Genomic DNA, 18,343 nt, shown 5'->3' with positions numbered 1-18,343 from the left:
AAACGTATTCAATAATTCAAATGCTTTGGGTGTCCAGTCTCTTTCAAAACCACCGATACGACCCATGTTAGTTGTTAAACGAGCACCACAAATTTCTTCGTAGATTTCGTAAACTTTCTCTCTAAATTGGAACACATATAAAAATCCAGTGTAGGCACCAGTATCCACACCAAGAATCGAGTTACAGATAATATGATCTGTAATACGCGCCAATTCCATTACAATAACTCTTAAATATTGTGCTCTTTTTGGAACTTCAACATCTAGCAATTTCTCTAATGTCATCCACCATCCCATATTGTTAATAGGAGAGGAACAATAGTTCATACGGTCTGTAAGAGGAGTAATTTGGTAAAAAGGACGATTCTCAGCAATTTTTTCAAAAGCACGGTGAATGTATCCAATCGTTGGTTCCGCTTCCAAGATTCGTTCTCCATCCATCAATAAGATGTTTTGGAAAATACCGTGGGTAGCAGGGTGAGTAGGTCCTAAATTCAGAATCGAAAGCTCGCTTCCGTCCTCATTTAGTTTCTCTTTCATTATTTTAGCATAGCGATGCTCTGGTGGTAATAATAGTTCTGACATTTATAGCATGTGAAAAATTATATATTGTATCTTTTTTAGCAATTGCTAGTTGTTCTTCCAAAGAATCTATCGTCTTTATCCGTACGTCCTCCGTCTTCCAATGGGAATTCTTTTCGCATTGGGAAAGAAGTCATTTCATCCATGTTCAAGATACGTTTCAGTTGTGGGTGACCAATAAAGTTCACACCATAAAAATCGTAGGTTTCTCTTTCCATCCAATTTGCAGAAGGGAAGATATTTGTGATAGATTTAATTTCGGGATTGGAACCAGTGATGAATGCTTTGATTCGGATTCTTGTATTGTCGTACCAATTGTGCATATGATACACAATTGCCATTTGTCTTTCTATTTCACTATCTGGATAGTGCACACCACATAAGTCGGTTAGAAAGTGAAAACGCAATTCAGTGTCATTTTTCAAAAAAAGGATGATGGCACTTATTTTGTCTGCAGGAACTTCAACAGATAAAATATCTCTTTCTTGTTTAAAAATGAAAGAAATATCGCTGAAAGTAGCGGCTAATTTGTCTTGAATTTGTGCTGTTTCTAATGCCATTGTGATTATTTGATATTATAAGAAGCTAATAATTCTTGGTATTCAGGAGAACTTCTTCTTCGTACAGATTCAGATTTTACTAATTCTTGCAATTTCATTACGCCATCAACAATTTGTTCTGGTCTTGGAGGGCATCCAGGAACGTAAACATCCACTGGAATTACTTTGTCAATTCCTTGCAAAACAGAATACGTATCAAAAACTCCACCTGAAGAGGCACAAGCACCAACAGCAATTACCCAACGAGGCTCAGCCATTTGTTCGTACACTTGACGTAAAATAGGTCCCATTTTTTTAGAAATCGTTCCCATCACCATCAACATATCAGCTTGACGAGGAGAAAAACTAACACGCTCAGAACCAAAACGAGCTAAATCATAATGAGAAGCCATGGTTGCCATAAATTCGATTCCACAACAAGAAGTAGCAAAAGGCAAAGGCCATAGTGAGTTAGCTCTTGCTAAACCAACTACATCGTTCAATTTGGTTGCAAAAAAACCTTCTCCAACAACGCCTTCGGGTGGCGCAACCATATTTGTTTTAGATTCAGACATCTTAATTTTTAGATTTAGGGTTTTAGATATAGGATTTACCCAAACTAAAACATACATTTTAAATCATTTTACTTTTAAGAAATTCCTATTTGAACGTTTCAAATTGAAAATCTCTTTATTCCCATTCCAATGCTTTCTTTTTGATGATATAAAAGAATCCCACCAAAAGCAACATCATGAAAATAATCATTTTTATAAGTCCTTCAATTCCTAATTCCTTGAAATTGATTGCCCAAGGGTATAAGAAAATAACTTCAACATCAAATAAAACAAACAAAATAGCAACTAAGAAGTACTTTACAGAGAAAGGGATACGTGCATTTCCTATAGATTCGATACCACACTCAAAGTTTCTGTCTTTGATTGCTGATCTCCTTTTTGGCCCTAATTTTCCTGATACAACTATGGTTCCTGCAACAAATCCAACAGCTAGTAGGCACTGCATAAAAATTGGAATATAATTTAATTGGTCGGTAAGCATATATTTGTTATATTTTGTATTATAGTAGTCGCAAAGATAGGATTCAGTAAGCGAAAACGCAACATTAGATTGAGAATAAGTTATAAAATTTTGCTAAATTTTGCGTTATTTATAATTTTTCTACTTAAGGCTATTGTTTTTGTTTTTGCTAAATTTTGAGCAAAAAAAAACGTCCCAACATGAGTTGGAACGTTTTTCAACATTCTTTGGTAATAAAAATTGAATTTTTATTATTAAAGTACCGCTACTTGAGCTGCAACTTTACCTTTTCTTCCTTCTTCTTCTTCGTAACTTACTCTGTCACCTTCGCGTAATTCTTCCGCGTTGATTCCTGAAGCGTGAACGAAAATGTCTTTTCCTGTTTCTTCGTCTGTAATGAATCCGTAACCTTTAGACTCATTGAAAAATTTAACTGTACCTGTACGCATTGTAATAGTAATAATAATTTATAATGAGGCAAATGTAATATTTAATATAATACGATGGTCATTATTGTTTGATTTTTTGTAAAAATAATTGATATTCAGCGTTTTCGCTTAAATATTTGCGTTCAAATTGATATGAAGTTCATTTAATTGTTGGCTATCTATTTGCGATGGAGCATCAATCATTACATCTCTACCTGAATTATTTTTTGGAAATGCAATGAAATCACGAATGGTTTCTTGCCCTCCTAAAATGGCAACTAAACGGTCTAAACCAAAAGCCAATCCTCCGTGTGGTGGTGCTCCAAATTGGAATGCATCCATCAAAAATCCAAATTGTGCTTTTGCTTCGTCTTCCGTAAAGCCTAAATATTTGAACATTAATTGTTGTGTTCCTTTATCGTGAATACGAATAGAACCACCACCAATTTCGTTTCCATTCAATACCATGTCATACGCATTAGCGCGCACATCACCAGGATTCGTTTCTAGTAAATGCATATCCTCAGGTTTTGGTGAAGTAAAAGGATGGTGCATTGCATGGTAACGGTTGCTTTCTTCATCAAATTCTAATAAAGGAAAATCAACAACCCATAATGGAGCAAATTCAGCTGGCTTTCTTAATCCTAAACGAGTAGCTAATTCCATTCTTAAAGCAGAAAGTTGCGCTCTTGTTTTATTAGCAGGACCAGATAATACTAAAATCATATCACCAGCTTTAGCCCCTGTAACTTTAGCCCAGTTTGCTAAATCGTCTTGATCGTAAAATTTGTCTACAGATGATTTATAGCTTCCATCATCGTTACATTTTGCATAAACCATTCCTGACGCTCCTACTTGTGGGCGTTTTACCCAGTCAATTAAAGCATCTATTTCTTTACGAGTATAATTACCGGCTCCTGGAACAGCAATACCTACTACTAGTTCAGCTGCATTGAATACTGGAAACTCTTTGTGTTGTGCAAATTCGTTTAATTCTCCAAACTCCATTCCAAAACGAATGTCTGGTTTGTCATTTCCATAGGTTTTCATTGCATGCTCATACGTCATGCGTGGAAATTTGTCTACTTCAACACCTTTTAATTCTTTTAATAAATGACGGGTCAATCCTTCGAAAATATTCAAAATATCTTCTTGCTCTACAAATGCCATTTCGCAATCGATTTGTGTAAATTCTGGTTGACGATCGGCACGTAAATCTTCGTCACGGAAACATTTCACAATTTGGAAATATTTATCCATTCCACCTACCATCAATAATTGTTTGAAAGTTTGTGGTGATTGTGGTAACGCGTAAAATTGCCCTTCGTTCATACGAGAAGGCACCACAAAATCACGAGCTCCTTCAGGAGTTGATTTTATAAGATAAGGAGTTTCTACTTCGCAAAAATCCAAATCAGATAAATATTTACGAACCTCCATCGCTACTTTGTGACGGAATAACAAACTGTTTTTTACAGGATTTCTTCTTATATCAAGGTAACGGTATTTCATTCGAATGTCTTCACCACCGTCCGTTTCGTCTTCAATAGTAAATGGAGGCGTAATCGCTGCATTTAAAACGGTTAATTCTGAAACTAAGATTTCAATTTCTCCTGTGGGAATGTTTTTGTTTTTGGCTTCACGCTCAATAACAATACCCTTTACTTGGATAACAAATTCTCTTCCTAACGTTTTTGCTGATTCAAAAACAGCTTTGTCAGTACGACTTTCGTCAAAAATAAGTTGCGTGATACCATAACGATCTCTCAAATCAACCCAGTTCATAAAACCTTTGTCTCTAGATTTTTGTACCCAACCTGCAAGTGTTACTTCGGTGTTAATGTGTGATGCGTTCAGTTCGCCGCAATTATGACTTCTATACATTCTCAAAATTATTAGATTATTAGCCTGTTTTGACTTGGCTGCAAATTTAGGACTAATTATGAACAATGAATTGAGAAATTAAAAAATTTCAGTAAAAACAAAATAGTTTTTTAAAATTTCCAATGTTAAGTTTTTATTCAATGTTATTAAATTGTTATCAAATTGTTTTTTTAATGTAAATTGTTCTTTATCTTTGATCTAACATTAGATTAATCAACTAAATTCTCCATAAAATGAAAAAATATATAGTTATCACCGTATTATTAGTTTCAGGAATGTTATTTTCTCAAAACCTACAACCCAAACTAGAAGCCGTCGAAAATAGCGTAAAAGCTACTTATTTCCATGAAAATGGTCAAATTATGCAAGAAGGTTTTTATAAAAATGGAAAACTTCAAGGCGAATGGACTTCTTATGACAGGAATGGAAATAAAACTGCTGTAGCTAATTATGATAAAGGGCAAAAAGTAGGCAAATGGTTTTTTTGGAACAAAAGTGCTTTGAACGAAGTGGATTATTCCAATAATAGAATTGCTTCCGTAACAAACTGGAAGAGAGATGCTATCGTTAGTGAAGAATAACTAAAATACAAAAAAATTCAATAATACCAAGGCTTCCGAAATCAATGGAAGCCTTTTTTATGGAGCATAATTAAATTTCCAATGTTAAGTTTTTAGTTGTGTTATCAAATTGTTATCAAATTGTTTTTTTAATGTAAATATTGTCTTTACATTTGAAAAACAAACCATTAAAAAACTTTACATCATGAAAAAATATATAGTATTAGTAGCAGTATTCGTTTCAGTAATAACATTCGCAAATGAAACAAAACCAAAATTAGAAGCCACAAAGGACAATATCGTTAAGGCGACATATTACCATGAAAATGGTCAAGTTCAACAGCAAGGTGCATTTAAAAACGGAAAACTTCATGGAGAATGGGTTTCATATGATGAAAATGGAAATAAAATAGCGATTGCTGAATACAACAATGGAGCAAAAGTAGGGAAGTGGTTTTTATGGAACGATAGTTCCTTAAACGAAGTAGATTATACTGCTAATAAAATTGTAGCTGTGAAAAATTGGAAAAAAGAGGCTGTCGTTACAAATTAAAACGTGGTTTTTTTTTAGCATAATTAACCGAATGAATTCTTGATCTTTTTTAATTAGAGGGCAAAAATTTATTCGGTTATTTTTTTATAAATTTTGAAAGTGTCGTTCTTAAAAAACCCATTAGATCTTTTTAATTACATAAGTAACCATTCCCCAAATAACTAATTGATTTTCTTCTGTTACTTTGATAGGTGTGTAATTAGAGTTCTCAGGCATGAGGTACAAACAATTTTCTTCTAGTTTGATGCGTTTTACAGTAAACTCTCCATCAATAAAGCAAACGGCAATTTTATTATTTTGGGGTTCTAAGCTTCTGTCTACAACTAAAACATCTTTGTCCTGTATTCCAGCATCTATCATCGAGTTTCCTTTGACTTTGATATAAAAAGTAGCCAATGGATTTTCGCTTAATTCCTTATTCAAATCAATATTATTTTCCATAAAATCAGCTGCAGGCGAAGGGAATCCAGCCGAAACTCCATCAGGAATATAAGGGATTTGCAAACCACTTTCATACTCTGGTTTATAGAATAAGAGTTTATTTTCTTTTTTAACCGACATTGATTTCTAGAATATGTTTAAAATTAGTAGTGTATTTAGGTGACAAATGATTTTGATTCATGTCCCAGGTAAGTCGTAAATTCTGAGAAGCTAATTTGACTTTGGTCTCGCCAATCTTATGATTTAATTTGTCCATGGCTTGCATTAACGCCAAATGTTTTGGATTCTCCTCGTCAAAAAGTTGGAATTGTTTTAGGTTTTCATCGACTAATTCCGTTACGATGACACCTGCTTTTTTAAATTTCAAATGTTCATTTCCTTTATGCAATTGTTTTAATAAATCAACGGCAGCATTTGCAATTGTCAAACTGGAATGGGTTCCAAAAGGCAAATTGATCGCTGCGTTAAAATAATATTTATTGGTTTCTACGCGATGTTTATCAATCAATAGCATCACGATAATCGTATGACAACAGGATTTTTGTTTGCGTAACTTTTCGGCACAAACCATCGCAAAGGTGGTTATTCTTTCTCGTAGCAAATCAAAATCAGCAATTTGTTTGGGGAAACTTCTGGTTACTGCAATGCTTTTCTTTTGTTCTACGAGGGGTTCTAAATCAAAAACAGCATTTCCTTCTAACTCGTATTTTAATCGCATGCCTATCACACCCATTTCTTTTTTGATCCAAGCCTCATGTTGTGGCTGAATAAAATCAAAAGCGGTATGAATGTTTCGCAGTTTTACTTTTTTGATGGTTCGGTAACCAATGCCCCAGACGTCTTCAATCTTTGTCCATTTGAGTGCTTTGATGCGTTTTTCATCTGTATCGATTAGGTAAACGCCTGAAGTGCGGTCTTGGAATTTTTTAGCAATTTTATTAGCTACTTTTGCTAATGCTTTTGTTGGGGCAAAACCAATGCAAACAGGAAGTCCTACCCATTTATGAATTCGGAGTTTCATCTGGATTCCATAATCATGGAAATCGGTTACAGAAAGTCCGTCGAAATTTAAGAAGGCTTCATCAATACTGTAAATCTCAACGTTAGGAGTGAACTGCGCTAGTATTGCCATCACACGATTGCTTAAATTTCCGTAGAGCGCATAATTTGATGAAAATAACTGTACGTTTTTCTCTCTTACCAAATCTTTGATTTGAAATGCAGGAGCGCCCATAGGAATACCTACTTCTTTGGCTTCATTGCTTCGGGCAATCACACATCCGTCATTATTGGACAAGATAGCCACAGGTTTTCCGTTCAATTCTGGACGAAAAACCCGCTCGCAAGAGGCATAAAAGTTATTACAATCAACGAGTGCATACATAGTACAAAATTAGGTAATCGAGCGTTATGATATCCTTGAGCGAATGTAATTTTATTAACTAATATGACTATCCTTAATAAATATCAAATCCTAATTTAATCATAAACTGTATTTTACTTTCCTTTATTTTTTATACATTTGTATATACAAATATTTTTTAAATCATGGAAAACAAATTAAAAATACAAATATGGTCGGATATTATGTGTCCGTATTGTTATATAGGAAAAAGAAGAATTGAAGGTGCATTAGCGCAATTTGGTCATCAAGAGACAATTGAAATTGAATGGAAAAGTTTTCAACTTGATGCTAATTTTATTGCTTCGCCAGACGATAATACAATTGATCATCTTGCTGAAAAATATCGTAAAGACCGTGAATGGGCTAAAGAAATGGTTGCAAACATGACTGAAAATGCTAAGAATTCAGGTTTGGATTTTCATTTTGAAAAAGCAGTTTTAGCAAATTCCTATAATGCTCATCGTTTGTTGCATTTGGCTAAAAAAAATAATTTAAGTAACGAACTCAAAGAACTTTTATTCAAAGCGTATTTAACCGATGGAAAAGATATTAATGACTTAACGGTTCTTAGCACATTAGGCCAAGAAGTTGGTATGGACAAAGAGCTCGTAGAAGGTGTCTTGAATTCTGATGGATATGGTGATGCGGTAAAACAAGATATTATGATGGCCCAACAAATAGGCGTTCAAGGTGTTCCGTTTTTTGTGTTTGACAACAAATATGCTGTTTCGGGTGCGCAACATGTGGATACTTTTGTAAAAACATTGGAAAAAGTTTGGGAAGAAGGCGACTTTAAATCTCAATTGACTTTACTGAATGCTGATGAAGGTGATAGTTGTGGGATTGATGGATGTGATTAATTCCAACAAATTGTTATTGTATGTTATGTACGATTCACCCCAGGTAGTAGCGGTAGCCCTGAAGGAATACGGTTATTTTTTCGGGAGGTATAGAGCGACCATCGGAAGCTCCTGGACTGACCTAGTAAAAAAACAGGATGACTGAGGGCTATAGCGAATAACTGGACTAGGTGCCTAAAAATAATTTAGACTAAAAAAGTTAAAAAGTCTCAATTCCTACCTATTCCCCACAGGTAATTTTCCAGATCAATCTTAAATAAAGTGGTCGATACAAGATTGTTCATTAGGATCATTTCATTGATGGAAAGTGCTAAGTCGACTTCGTTAAAAGGGGTTTTTACTAGATATTTAGAGCAATTTACTTTCAATTCGCATTCGTCACAACAATAATTTTGCCCGTAACTTTCTTCTATTAGGCATTTAAAAGCAATGAGTTCTTCAAGATTCATTTGCAATCCCGTTTCTTTAAAAACTAACTGTATTTTGTCTTTTATGATGTCTTTTTCTAGTTTCCAAAAAAAGGAAACGCCAAATTCGTTTTGGTATATAGGATGTATTTCTTTCATTATAATGCGATCTAGGAACAAATATAAATATTATTTATATTTAATCTAAATAAATATAATGTTTTTTACAACCCATGTTTTTCGTAGGAACTTTTGGCCGCATCATAGCCAATATCGAAAATGGCTTGCATTCGGGCTTTGTTTGTTTCAAAAGTGCTGTAAATACACAATTTTTCGGGTTTTATGACCCAGTCACAAAAAGTAAATTTTTGAGTATCAGAATTGGCTGAGAAAATATCAAAAGCCCTTGTGGTAACAGATCTAATGGTATTAAGATCAGTGGCTTTAATTTTTTGAATAGGACTAACATAAATACCAATGATCGTTTCGCATTGTCCATACAAAACATCAGATGGGAAATGGTTTAAAATACCACCATCGCTATAGGTTTCACCATTAATTTCATAAGGGGAAATAATACCAGGGAAAGCAGCCGAAGCTATAAGAGCATCAACAATCTTGGTGGAGGGATTAAAAATTTTTAATCGTCCTCTGACCATATTAGTTGCGGTGACTTGCAAAGGAATTTTTAAATCGCCAAGGGTCGCGTCTTTAAAAATGGAATAAAAGTCGGCATGAAATGATTCTGAATCAATCAATCCAGCCTTTTTGAAAGTAAGATGCCTCCAATGGAAAATATAGATGGACTGAAAAAAGGATAAAATTTCGGCAGGTGTTTTTCCAAATGAATATAAAGCACCCACTATTGAACCCGCACTTGTGCCTGCAATTCGTTCTGGAATAATGTTTTTTTCTTCTAAAAATTTAATGGCGCCTGCATGAGCAATTCCTTTAGCACCACCACCAGAAAGTACCAGTCCAATCGACTTATTTTCTAAATTCATACTCTACTAATCTTCTTTTTATAAAAATACACTTTTTGATTGTTTCAGAAGTTGTTTTAACATCTTTAAATAGAAATTTTAGTCTAATTTTACTAAAACAGAAAAATTGAACTATGAAAACAGTGATTGCCAAAGCATTATTTAATAGCCATTCGTATTTAGAGTACCGAAAATTAGTATCGGATTTATTAACGGAAGGGAAATCTACAGGTCATGAACAAACAGAAGAGCTGACTCATTATAGTAAATTGAATGATACACGAATGAATCGATTAGATAAAACGATAAAATTAAATGATGTTGTTTTATCCCAAATGGAAAACCTCAAGAAAGAGTACATCTGGTTGGTTATTTCGGAAGGGTGGTGTGGCGATGCAGCTCAAATTCTACCGATAATAGCGCAATTAACCACTGCTGCTAGAGGGAAAATAGATCTTAAAATTGTTCTTCGTGATGAAAATGAAGCCTTGATGAATTTATTTTTGACCCATGGAGGGAAAGCAATTCCGAAGCTAATTATCATTGATAAAAATACAACTGATGTTTTAGCACATTGGGGACCAAGACCAGAAGGTGCAGTTTTATTAATTGAGGATTATAAAAAAGAACATGGCGTATTGGATGAAACAATAAAAACCAATTTACAATTATGGTATTTGAACGATAAAGGACAAGCTGTCCAAAAAGAACTTGTAGAAACCATGCTTATTTTTGAATAATTATTTTCGGAAATCAAAGGGGTGTTTTTAAAATAAAATTTGTATCTTAGTGAGACCCAGACAAATCTATCTTATTTGATTTGCTTTTTTATGTTTTGTATTGTGTAACTATTTTAAAAAAACAATATCATGAAAAAATTCTTCGAAAAACTGTATGATTTATTTTCTCGTTTTCTATTTGGTAATCAAAACATCTCTCACTATTAATCTAGTGTAAATAATGAGAGTGTATTTATGTGAAGAAAAAACGGTTAGTTAAAAACACATAATAAAGTCAGTAATGTTTTTATTATGTGTCTTTCCTTGTGCCTTAGTTATTGATTTAGGCTTTGTTCAAATAAAGTTACATCAATAGCATTTGTTACATTATAGTCTCCAATTTTCGTTCGGCGTAAAGCGGTCAAATGAGAGCCAGAATGCATTGCTTTTCCAAAATCATAGGCTAGAGAGCGAATGTAGGTCCCTTTACTACAAACGACTCTAAAGTCTATTTCAGGCAAAGCTATTCTTGTGATTTCAAATTCATAAATGGTCGTTTTTCTAAAAGCGATTTCTACCGTTTCTCCTGCACGTGCGTGTTCGTACAAGCGTACACCATCTTTTTTTATTGCTGAAAAAATAGGTGGTTTTTGATCAATTTCACCTAGAAACTGTTTCACTGTTTCGTGAATAAGTATTTCGTTAATATGTGATGTTGAATAGGTTTGATCAATTTCGGTTTCTAAATCATAAGATGGAGTCGTAGCTCCAATATAAAATGTACCTGTGTACTCTTTGGCTTGACCTTGAATCTCCGTAATTCTTTTGGTGAATTTTCCCGTACAAACAATCAGTAATCCAGTAGCTAAAGGATCTAAAGTTCCTGCATGTCCAATTTTAAATTTCTTAGGAAGCCCTGCTTTGTTAATCAGTGCATATTTCAATTTATTTACTGCCTGAAACGAACTCCATTTTAGGGGTTTGTCAATCAAAAGAATTTGTCCTTCAAGATATTGTTCAGCAGTTATACTTTCCATTATTTAGTGTAAAAATAAATTAATAATGCAATACCGATTATAATTCGATACCAACCCCAAAATTTAAAACCATATTTTGTTAGTAGGTTGATAAACGTTTTTACAGCAATTAAAGCAACAATAAAAGCAACAATATTTCCAATGATAAAAAGATAAATGTGATTTTGATCTTGTAAAATCATTTCATATCCTTTCATTTCTGTCAAGGTTCCTTTTCCCCATGTTTTTACAAAAATAGAGTAAACTGTCACGGCAAGCATCGTTGGTACTGCTAAGAAGAATGAGAATTCAGCGGCAGCTTTTCTGCTTAAACGTTGTGTCATCCCTCCAATTATAGATGCTGCTGAGCGTGAAGTTCCTGGCATCATTGCTAAACATTGCCAAAAACCGATAATAACAGCTTTTTTTATTGTGATATCTTTTTCGTCAAGAACAGTGGGTTTTTCAAACCAATTGTCTACAAATAAAAGAACAATTCCGCCTAATACTAAAACGGAAGAAATGGCGATTTGATTGCCTAAGACAGCTTCAATTTTATCATCAAAAAGATAGCCTAAAACTAATGCTGGAATTACAGCATAGATTAATTTTATGTAGAAATTGAAGTTTTGAAAATTAAAAAACTTCTTCCAATACAACACTACAATAGCCAATATGGCTCCAAATTGTATGGAAACTTGAAACATTTTTAAAAAATCACTTTCTTCCATTCCCAAAAGCGAGGCTGTAAATCCCATGTGAGCTGTTGAAGAGATAGGCAAGAATTCAGTTAATCCTTCAATAATAGCAAGGAGAATGGCTTGTAGTGTATTCATTTTTAGTATTCAATATTTTAGTATTCATTTTTTTTGAATTTGCTTTTACTGCAAATTCATAACTAAACACTACATACTATTTTTTAGGACTTTTAAGTATCGAATAAATGGTAATTCCAAAACCAATTAATACCATTGTAGGGGCTAATCTGATTCTTCTGAAATTAAAAATATCTTCGTTAAATACAGTAGGATCATCACTACCACCACCTGACATTAGGATAAAACCTAACGCGATAACACCAATTCCTATCAATAGAATTTTGTAATTTACGTTATCAAATAAAAATTCTTGTTTATTGTCTTTCATAATATGGAGTAATTTTTGAGATCAAAAATTAATATAAGTCGTCTGTTCTTAAATTCAAAAAACGCTGCGTAGCAAAGTGCGTACTAATCCAAGTGATTAAAACACCAAGCCCAAAAACACCTAGTAAAACTCCGCCAATCATTGCTTTGTTTTCTAATATTTGTAAATCAGGAAAATTAGTTTCTACATAAGTCAAAAGACCAATCAAGGCTATAATTGCTAAAACAGCACCTAATATTCCTAGTTTTACACTACGCATGACGAATGGCTTACGGATAAAAGATTTAGTAGCGCCCACCATTTGCATGGTTTTGATGATAAATCGGTTAGAGTAAATGGATAAACGTAATGAACTGTTTATTAATAAAACTGCAATAAAAGTCAAAAAGCAACTGATAATTAAAATCCACATACTTACTTTTTTGATGTTGTCATTGACTAAGTTGACCAATTGTTTGTCATAGACAATATCCGAAATCATTTCGTTTTCACGAAACTTACTTTCAATTTTTGAAATGCTGTCTTTCTCAACGTAGTTGGCTTTTAAATGAATATCAAACGAGTTTTGCAAAGGATTTTCACCAAGGAATGTCAAGAAATCTTCTCCAATAATATCCGTATGTTGTTTGGCAGCTTCGTCTTTAGTTACATAAACTGATGATTTTGCGTAAGCTGCTTTTTTTAATTCGGCACCAAAAGCTTTTAAATCTGCGTCTTTAGCTTCGTTTTTAAAAAAAACTGTCATGGCTATTTTTTCCTTGAAGTCATTGGCTAATTTTTGTGAATTAATAATGAAAAGGCCCAATGTTCCTACTAGAAACAAAACCAAGAATATGCTTAGAACAACCGAAAAATAAGAAGAAATTAATCTGCGTTTTTGAAACTTATCAAATGAAGAACTCATAGTCTATTTTAATTATGCGGTAAAAATAATAAAGAAATTCTTTATTTGAAGTTAATAACGTTCAAAGTTTTGACTTTCGTACAATAAAAGGGTGCTTTTGAAAAATTAGAAGAGCGAATGAATGTTTTTGTTAGGAAACTTTTTAGGATTTCTTAATCCATTTTGGTTATGATTGGGTTAAAGGCTTTGGAAGCAAGGAGTACTTTATTGCCAATATTCAACTGTTTTATTTCTTCTTCGATAGCTACAATTTTTACGATAGTATTTCCCACTAAAACTGAAATAAGGTAGACCACCTCCTCTTTCTGTATTTTTAAAATTTCGCCTACAAATTGAAATTTACCACTCATTAATCGACTCGAAAAGACTTCGTCAGGAGTGCCTTGTTTGTTTATTTTCCCATTTTCAATAATCAGCACACGGTCAGACATTTTATAAATTTCGGCAATATCATGACTCACTAATATAGTGGTTAGATTAAAAAGACGATGAACTTTAAGGATGTAATCTTGTAATTTCAGTCGTATTTCATTATCTACTGCTGACAAAGGTTCGTCAAGAAGTAAAATTTCAGGTTTTCCTACCAATGCTCGAGCCAGAGCAACACGTTGTTTTTGTCCGCCAGATAATTTTTCAGGTTTTAGATCTTGTAATTGTTGGATTTCCATGATGTCTAGCAATTCAGTGATGATGCTTTTGTCTTGTCCTTTTGTTAAAGCAAAACTCAAATTCTCTTTGACTGTCATATTAGGAAATAGTGCATAATCTTGAAAAACGTACCCAATTTTTCGAAGCTGTGGTTTCAGGTTTATTTTTGCTTTGCCGTTAAGCCAAATAGCATCATGAACACGGATCAAACCTTCGTCTGGTTGCAGTAAACCTGAAAGAATTTGGAGTGTTGTTGTTTTGCCTGCGCCAGACGAACCATACAAAGTAATGAATTCCTTTCTTTGGATTTGGAAATCAAGGTTTAGCTCTATTGTTCCCGTAGCCGAATGTAGTTTTTTTATGGCTTTGAATTCAATCATGGCAAAATACTGGTTTTACTGAAACGGTGGTTGATGGAATAAACGCCCAAAAGAATGATAAAAGTAAACGCAAATAAAATTCCCGAATACACATTGGCATTATGATAATTCATGGCTTGAACTTCTTCGTAGATTGCAATAGAAACGACTTTGGTTTCATTTGGGATACTGCCGCCCACCATCAAAACCACGCCAAATTCCCCAATCGTATGGGCAAATGTTAAAATCATCCCTGTAAGTAACGAGGTTTTGCAATTAGGAAGTAAAACGTATAAAAGTGTTTGCAATTTGCTTTTTCCTAGTAAATAAGATGCATCAATAAGTGTTTTAGACATCGATTTGAATCCTGTTTGCAAAGGATGCACCATAAACGGCAAACTATAAATTACTGATGAGATCACTAATCCGGGAAAGGTAAATACCAAACGAGTATCGAAATATTGATCTAAAAAATTCCCAAAAACATTTTCAGGACTAAAGGCGAGTAGTAAATAAAATCCTAAAACACTCGGAGGCAAAACTAAAGGCAAGCTAACAATCGCTTCGATAATCGTTTTTAGTTTTGATTTACTAAAAGCAAGCCAATAAGCGATAGGCAAACTGAGGACTAATAAAATAAAAGTAGTCAGCAAAGCTAGTTTTAGCGTTAGCCATAAAGGAGCAAAATCAATCATGTGGAGACAAGCTTATTTCGTTAGTTTTTATCATAGCAACAATTTCATCGTTCCCGCAAATGTTCAGTTGCTCAAAAGCATTTCGGGTAATCACCGATATAATCGTTTCCTCTTGAAATTTTAATACCACTTTACAAAGTAACTTTCCTATTTCAAAATGACTGACTGTGCAATCCATTTTGTTTTGCAAGCTAATGATTCCTGATAGGTTTTTAGACAAAATTACTTCGGTTTCTTTGAAAATTACTTTTACATTTTCACCTCTACTAAGATATGTTGAACTATCGGTGGTGTCAATTACAATAGTAGTGAAATTGCAGTTTTGCACCGTTACTTTTACTAAAGACAATGACCCTTCGGACTCAATTTCTGCGATTTTTCCAGTTAGGATATTCATTTTAAGATTAATAATGATTAGAAAATGCTCTGTGATTCAATTTTAGGTAAAAATACGTAATTCTTATATTTCTTAAATAGTTTAAGATTTGCTTCCGCTTTCAATGTAAAAATTCAAAAAATTAAATGACTTATCTGTGTCAGTTTTTATCACAAAGTTTATATGTTCTCAGATCTCTTATAGGGTTTAAAATTTTTCAGCATCCACAATAAAACTTAAAAGACTTATCTGTTTCATTTTTACCACAAAGCCAAAATGCTCTTAAATATCGTATATGTTTTAAATCTGTTACAATTGTTCAACAAAATAAATGTTTAAAAATACTCTTTTATTTTTGGGAATACCCAAAATGATTCAATATCTCAACCGCCTTCTTAGTCGAAATATAATCATAAAACCGCTTTGCAACTGGATTGTTTTGGCCATTTTTCAAAACAACACAACCTTGTTCCAATGGCGAATGGCATTTTGCAGGAATGCGATAAAAGTTTCCTTTGAGTTTTAATAATGCTGGAGAAAGAGCATCTGATAATGCAATAAAACCAATATCGGCAGCACCAAGTGTTATAAACTGAGCGGTTTGAGCAATATTTTCGCCATAAACCAATTTGCTTTTTAATCGATTGTTTAGAGAATAATAGGCTAAAGTTTCGAATGCTTTTGCTCCATAAGGCGCAGTTTCAGGATTAGCGATGGCTATTTTTTTTATTTTGGAATCCAATAAACTATTGATGCCTTTGGTTTTTGGACTTAATTTTTTACTCCAAATAACGAGATTTCCTAGTGCGTACAATTTCACGTCAGAAGCGGTTGCGTTTTTTTCTTTCAATTGGTTAGGGTAATTCATATCTGCCGAAAAGAATAAATCAAACGGAGCGCCATTCAAAATTTGCTCATAAAATTTCCCTGAAGAACCATAAGAAACCTGAATAGCATCGTTAGGATACTGTGTTTTATAAATCGTAAGTATCGAATCCATCGCTATTTTTAAATTGGCAGCAACCACGACCGTCGTTCTTTGGGAAAAACTGTTTAAGCTCAGGAGTAAAATAAAGATAAGCAGTACGTATTGTTTTGTTTTCAGCATGAGTATGGGTGTTGTTTCATAAAGTGTTTTTTGGATAATTGAAGTCAGAAGCAACACTTTTACAAAAATAAGTAAAATTAGGTAGGGAGAAATACGGTTTATTTGTTTTTTTGTCAAAGAAATAAGTTTGGTACACTGCACAATTAACGTAAATTTGCGACTTTAAAAAAAACGGAGAACTTCAGTTACTCTGTAACTTAGACCCTTTGTAAAATGACTTGAGTTTTTGCGAAAGCATGACTCCATTAAAAAACAATATAATAGAAGGAAAGACTCAAGCTTTTGCGACAGCATGATTCCTTTAAAAAAAATAATAGTAAATAGAATGAAATACAATCCGAACGAAATCGAAGCCAAGTGGCAACAATACTGGGCTGATAATAAAACTTTTGCAGCATCTAATACTTCTGAAAAACCAAAACATTATGTATTAGATATGTTTCCTTATCCATCAGGTGCGGGATTACACGTGGGGCATCCGTTAGGGTATATTGCTTCAGATGTGTATTCAAGATACAAAAGACATCAAGGTTTTAATGTGTTGCATCCCATGGGCTACGATAGTTTTGGATTGCCAGCAGAACAATACGCAATTCAAACAGGGCAACGACCAGAAGATACGACTCGTGTAAATATTGACGGTGGTTTTGATAAAGAAGGAAACCAAATTGCGGGTTACAGAAAGCAATTGGATAAAATAGGATTTTCCTTTGATTGGGATCGTGAAGTAAGAACTTCCAATGCTGATTATTATAAGCATACACAATGGATTTTTATCCAATTATTCAACTCTTGGTATAATAAGGATTCTGATAAAGCAGAAGATATTTCGACCTTGATTTCAATTTTCGAAATGGAAGGAAATGGAAATGTGCATGCAATCTGTGATGATAATATTGCACTTTTTACTGCGACAGAATGGAACGCTTTCGCGAAAGCGCAACAGGAAAAAATCTTATTGCAGTACAGAATGACGTACCTAGCAGAAACTGAAGTCAATTGGTGTCCTGGATTAGGAACGGTTTTGGCTAATGACGAAATCATCAACGGAGTTTCAGAACGTGGTGGTTATCCTGTGGTTCGCAAAAAAATGACCCAATGGAGCATGCGTATCTCAGCTTATGCAGAGCGTTTGTTACAAGGTTTGAATGAAATTGATTGGACAGAAAGCATTAAAGAAAGTCAACGCAACTGGATAGGAAAATCAGTTGGAGCGATGGTTTCTTTTAAAGTACTTAGTCCAAAGTCCAAAGTCCAAAGTGAAGCTGAACTTTCAGACTCAGGACAAGGGACTTTGGACTCTTTTATTGACGTTTTCACCACTCGTCCTGATACTATTTTTGGTGTTACGTTTATGACTTTGGCACCTGAACATGAGTTGGTAGCTACAATCACTACGCCAGAACAAAAAGCGGCGGTGGAAGCCTATATCGAAAAAACAGCAAAACGTTCCGAACGCGAGCGTATGGCAGATGTAAAAACCATTTCGGGTGTGTTTACAGGGGCTTATGCAGAACATCCGTTTACCAAAGAAGCCATTCCGGTTTGGATTGGGGATTATGTTTTAGCAGGATATGGAACAGGTGCTGTGATGGCGGTTCCTTGCGGAGACGAGAGAGATTATGCTTTTGCTAATTTCTTCAAAGGAACTAATGGAATGCAAGAAATCAAAAATATTTTTAACAAAGATATTTC

General features: G+C 33.9%; 22 protein-coding genes and 1 pseudogene. 5 read left to right on the top strand and 18 right to left on the bottom strand.

The features are described 5' to 3' along the window. The 6 genes and pseudogenes from WBQ70_RS01965 to aspS all read right to left on the bottom strand — a co-directional run. A pseudogene (locus WBQ70_RS01965) lies at positions 1-585 on the bottom strand (NADH-quinone oxidoreductase subunit D); the annotation flags it as partial. Positions 586-620: 35 nt separating this feature from the next. Then, positions 621-1,142: an NADH-quinone oxidoreductase subunit C gene (locus WBQ70_RS01960; RefSeq protein ID WP_423909833.1), complete on the bottom strand. Its 522-nt coding sequence runs from the start codon at positions 1,140-1,142 to the stop codon at positions 621-623. 5 nt (positions 1,143-1,147) lie between these two features. Further along, a complete protein-coding gene (locus tag WBQ70_RS01955; protein WP_423909839.1) occupies positions 1,148-1,696 on the bottom strand; it encodes an NADH-quinone oxidoreductase subunit B in 549 nt (182 codons plus the stop codon). A 115-nt stretch (positions 1,697-1,811) separates the two neighbouring features. Beyond that, entirely contained in the window at positions 1,812-2,177 is a 366-nt protein-coding gene (locus WBQ70_RS01950) for an NADH-quinone oxidoreductase subunit A (protein WP_423909830.1), read from the bottom strand. 233 nt (positions 2,178-2,410) lie between these two features. Then, entirely contained in the window at positions 2,411-2,605 is a 195-nt protein-coding gene (locus WBQ70_RS01945) for a cold-shock protein (protein WP_423909828.1), read from the bottom strand. Between the two features lie 108 nt (positions 2,606-2,713). Beyond that, complete coding sequence (aspS, locus tag WBQ70_RS01940) at positions 2,714-4,468, bottom strand: aspartate--tRNA ligase (RefSeq protein WP_423909825.1); 1,755 nt, start codon at positions 4,466-4,468, stop codon at positions 2,714-2,716. 233 nt (positions 4,469-4,701) lie between these two features. Here aspS and WBQ70_RS01935 point away from each other — a divergent pair, with 233 nt between their 5' ends. Then, positions 4,702-5,049 (top strand): toxin-antitoxin system YwqK family antitoxin, encoded by a 348-nt coding sequence (locus WBQ70_RS01935; protein ID WP_423909822.1) that lies wholly within the window; start codon positions 4,702-4,704, stop codon positions 5,047-5,049. Between the two features lie 184 nt (positions 5,050-5,233). Beyond that, entirely contained in the window at positions 5,234-5,581 is a 348-nt protein-coding gene (locus tag WBQ70_RS01930) for a toxin-antitoxin system YwqK family antitoxin (RefSeq protein ID WP_423909819.1), read from the top strand. Positions 5,582-5,701: 120 nt separating this feature from the next. Here WBQ70_RS01930 and WBQ70_RS01925 read toward each other — a convergent pair whose 3' ends face one another. Both WBQ70_RS01925 and WBQ70_RS01920 read right to left on the bottom strand, forming a co-directional pair. Then, positions 5,702-6,142 carry a LexA family protein gene (locus tag WBQ70_RS01925; RefSeq protein WP_423909816.1) on the bottom strand — a complete coding sequence of 147 codons (441 nt, stop codon included), beginning with the start codon at positions 6,140-6,142 and terminating at the stop codon, positions 5,702-5,704. Next, positions 6,132-7,406 carry a Y-family DNA polymerase gene (locus WBQ70_RS01920; protein ID WP_423909813.1) on the bottom strand — a complete coding sequence of 425 codons (1,275 nt, stop codon included), beginning with the start codon at positions 7,404-7,406 and terminating at the stop codon, positions 6,132-6,134. The genes WBQ70_RS01925 and WBQ70_RS01920 overlap by 11 nt, the downstream gene beginning before the upstream one ends. A 164-nt stretch (positions 7,407-7,570) precedes the next feature. On the opposite strand from WBQ70_RS01920, the gene WBQ70_RS01915 reads away from it, so the two are divergent. Next, the gene (locus WBQ70_RS01915; RefSeq protein ID WP_423909810.1) at positions 7,571-8,287 is read left to right on the top strand and encodes a DsbA family oxidoreductase; all 717 of its coding nucleotides are present in this window, start codon (positions 7,571-7,573) and stop codon (positions 8,285-8,287) included. Between the two features lie 209 nt (positions 8,288-8,496). Here WBQ70_RS01915 and WBQ70_RS01910 read toward each other — a convergent pair whose 3' ends face one another. Then, on the bottom strand, positions 8,497-8,853 hold the full coding sequence (locus WBQ70_RS01910; protein WP_423909808.1) for a hypothetical protein: 357 nt from the start codon (positions 8,851-8,853) through the stop codon (positions 8,497-8,499). 65 nt (positions 8,854-8,918) lie between these two features. Further along, positions 8,919-9,698, bottom strand: coding sequence for a patatin-like phospholipase family protein (locus WBQ70_RS01905; RefSeq protein ID WP_423909805.1), 780 nt, complete (start codon positions 9,696-9,698; stop codon positions 8,919-8,921). A gap of 113 nt (positions 9,699-9,811) precedes the next feature. Here WBQ70_RS01905 and WBQ70_RS01900 point away from each other — a divergent pair, with 113 nt between their 5' ends. Then, positions 9,812-10,417 carry a thioredoxin family protein gene (locus WBQ70_RS01900; protein ID WP_423909802.1) on the top strand — a complete coding sequence of 202 codons (606 nt, stop codon included), beginning with the start codon at positions 9,812-9,814 and terminating at the stop codon, positions 10,415-10,417. 314 nt (positions 10,418-10,731) lie between these two features. On the opposite strand, the gene truB is transcribed toward WBQ70_RS01900, so the two are convergent. The 8 genes from truB to modA all read right to left on the bottom strand — a co-directional run bounded on the left by truB (position 10,732) and on the right by modA (position 16,648). After that, entirely contained in the window at positions 10,732-11,424 is a 693-nt protein-coding gene (truB, locus tag WBQ70_RS01895) for a tRNA pseudouridine(55) synthase TruB (protein WP_423909836.1), read from the bottom strand. Between the two features lie 8 nt (positions 11,425-11,432). After that, entirely contained in the window at positions 11,433-12,248 is an 816-nt protein-coding gene (locus WBQ70_RS01890; RefSeq protein ID WP_423909799.1) for an undecaprenyl-diphosphate phosphatase, read from the bottom strand. Between the two features lie 76 nt (positions 12,249-12,324). Then, positions 12,325-12,558, bottom strand: a complete 234-nt coding sequence (locus WBQ70_RS01885) for a DUF3098 domain-containing protein (protein WP_423909796.1) — start codon at positions 12,556-12,558, stop codon at positions 12,325-12,327. A gap of 28 nt (positions 12,559-12,586) precedes the next feature. Next, positions 12,587-13,462 (bottom strand): cell division protein FtsX, encoded by an 876-nt coding sequence (locus tag WBQ70_RS01880; RefSeq protein WP_423909793.1) that lies wholly within the window; start codon positions 13,460-13,462, stop codon positions 12,587-12,589. Positions 13,463-13,614: 152 nt separating this feature from the next. Further along, positions 13,615-14,490 carry an ABC transporter ATP-binding protein gene (locus WBQ70_RS01875; protein WP_423909790.1) on the bottom strand — a complete coding sequence of 292 codons (876 nt, stop codon included), beginning with the start codon at positions 14,488-14,490 and terminating at the stop codon, positions 13,615-13,617. After that, on the bottom strand, positions 14,487-15,164 hold the full coding sequence (gene modB, locus WBQ70_RS01870; RefSeq protein WP_423909788.1) for a molybdate ABC transporter permease subunit: 678 nt from the start codon (positions 15,162-15,164) through the stop codon (positions 14,487-14,489). Before modB ends, WBQ70_RS01875 begins: the two co-directional genes overlap by 4 nt. Beyond that, positions 15,157-15,561: a TOBE domain-containing protein gene (locus WBQ70_RS01865; RefSeq protein WP_423909785.1), complete on the bottom strand. Its 405-nt coding sequence runs from the start codon at positions 15,559-15,561 to the stop codon at positions 15,157-15,159. The genes modB and WBQ70_RS01865 overlap by 8 nt, the downstream gene beginning before the upstream one ends. Positions 15,562-15,889: 328 nt before the next feature. Then, positions 15,890-16,648: a molybdate ABC transporter substrate-binding protein gene (gene modA / locus WBQ70_RS01860; RefSeq protein WP_423909782.1), complete on the bottom strand. Its 759-nt coding sequence runs from the start codon at positions 16,646-16,648 to the stop codon at positions 15,890-15,892. Between the two features lie 325 nt (positions 16,649-16,973). Here modA and WBQ70_RS01855 point away from each other — a divergent pair. After that, positions 16,974-18,343: class I tRNA ligase family protein (locus WBQ70_RS01855; RefSeq protein ID WP_423909779.1), on the top strand; the 1,370-nt coding region annotated here is incomplete at its 3' end.

The organism is Flavobacterium sp., from assembly GCF_049590715.1.
Lineage (GTDB): Bacteria > Bacteroidota > Bacteroidia > Flavobacteriales > Flavobacteriaceae > Flavobacterium.
Note: the sequence above shows the minus strand (reverse complement) of the source record. Positions and strands in the feature narration are given on the sequence as shown.

Excerpts from the sequence above, each read along its gene's own strand:
- WBQ70_RS01960 (WP_423909833.1), bottom strand. The coding sequence starts at position 1,142 with ATGGCATTAGAAACAGCACAAATTCAAGACAAATTAGCCGCTACTTTC.
- WBQ70_RS01955 (WP_423909839.1), bottom strand. The coding sequence starts at position 1,696 with ATGTCTGAATCTAAAACAAATATGGTTGCGCCACCCGAAGGCGTTGTT.
- WBQ70_RS01950 (WP_423909830.1), bottom strand. The coding sequence starts at position 2,177 with ATGCTTACCGACCAATTAAATTATATTCCAATTTTTATGCAGTGCCTA.
- WBQ70_RS01945 (WP_423909828.1), bottom strand. The coding sequence starts at position 2,605 with ATGCGTACAGGTACAGTTAAATTTTTCAATGAGTCTAAAGGTTACGGA.
- aspS (WP_423909825.1), bottom strand. The coding sequence starts at position 4,468 with ATGTATAGAAGTCATAATTGCGGCGAACTGAACGCATCACACATTAAC.
- WBQ70_RS01935 (WP_423909822.1), top strand. The coding sequence starts at position 4,702 with ATGAAAAAATATATAGTTATCACCGTATTATTAGTTTCAGGAATGTTA.
- WBQ70_RS01930 (WP_423909819.1), top strand. The coding sequence starts at position 5,234 with ATGAAAAAATATATAGTATTAGTAGCAGTATTCGTTTCAGTAATAACA.
- WBQ70_RS01925 (WP_423909816.1), bottom strand. The coding sequence starts at position 6,142 with ATGTCGGTTAAAAAAGAAAATAAACTCTTATTCTATAAACCAGAGTAT.
- WBQ70_RS01920 (WP_423909813.1), bottom strand. The coding sequence starts at position 7,406 with ATGTATGCACTCGTTGATTGTAATAACTTTTATGCCTCTTGCGAGCGG.
- WBQ70_RS01915 (WP_423909810.1), top strand. The coding sequence starts at position 7,571 with ATGGAAAACAAATTAAAAATACAAATATGGTCGGATATTATGTGTCCG.
- WBQ70_RS01910 (WP_423909808.1), bottom strand. The coding sequence starts at position 8,853 with ATGAAAGAAATACATCCTATATACCAAAACGAATTTGGCGTTTCCTTT.
- WBQ70_RS01905 (WP_423909805.1), bottom strand. The coding sequence starts at position 9,698 with ATGAATTTAGAAAATAAGTCGATTGGACTGGTACTTTCTGGTGGTGGT.
- WBQ70_RS01900 (WP_423909802.1), top strand. The coding sequence starts at position 9,812 with ATGAAAACAGTGATTGCCAAAGCATTATTTAATAGCCATTCGTATTTA.
- WBQ70_RS01890 (WP_423909799.1), bottom strand. The coding sequence starts at position 12,248 with ATGAATACACTACAAGCCATTCTCCTTGCTATTATTGAAGGATTAACT.
- WBQ70_RS01885 (WP_423909796.1), bottom strand. The coding sequence starts at position 12,558 with ATGAAAGACAATAAACAAGAATTTTTATTTGATAACGTAAATTACAAA.
- WBQ70_RS01880 (WP_423909793.1), bottom strand. The coding sequence starts at position 13,462 with ATGAGTTCTTCATTTGATAAGTTTCAAAAACGCAGATTAATTTCTTCT.
- WBQ70_RS01875 (WP_423909790.1), bottom strand. The coding sequence starts at position 14,490 with ATGATTGAATTCAAAGCCATAAAAAAACTACATTCGGCTACGGGAACA.
- modB (WP_423909788.1), bottom strand. The coding sequence starts at position 15,164 with ATGATTGATTTTGCTCCTTTATGGCTAACGCTAAAACTAGCTTTGCTG.
- WBQ70_RS01865 (WP_423909785.1), bottom strand. The coding sequence starts at position 15,561 with ATGAATATCCTAACTGGAAAAATCGCAGAAATTGAGTCCGAAGGGTCA.
- modA (WP_423909782.1), bottom strand. The coding sequence starts at position 16,648 with ATGCTGAAAACAAAACAATACGTACTGCTTATCTTTATTTTACTCCTG.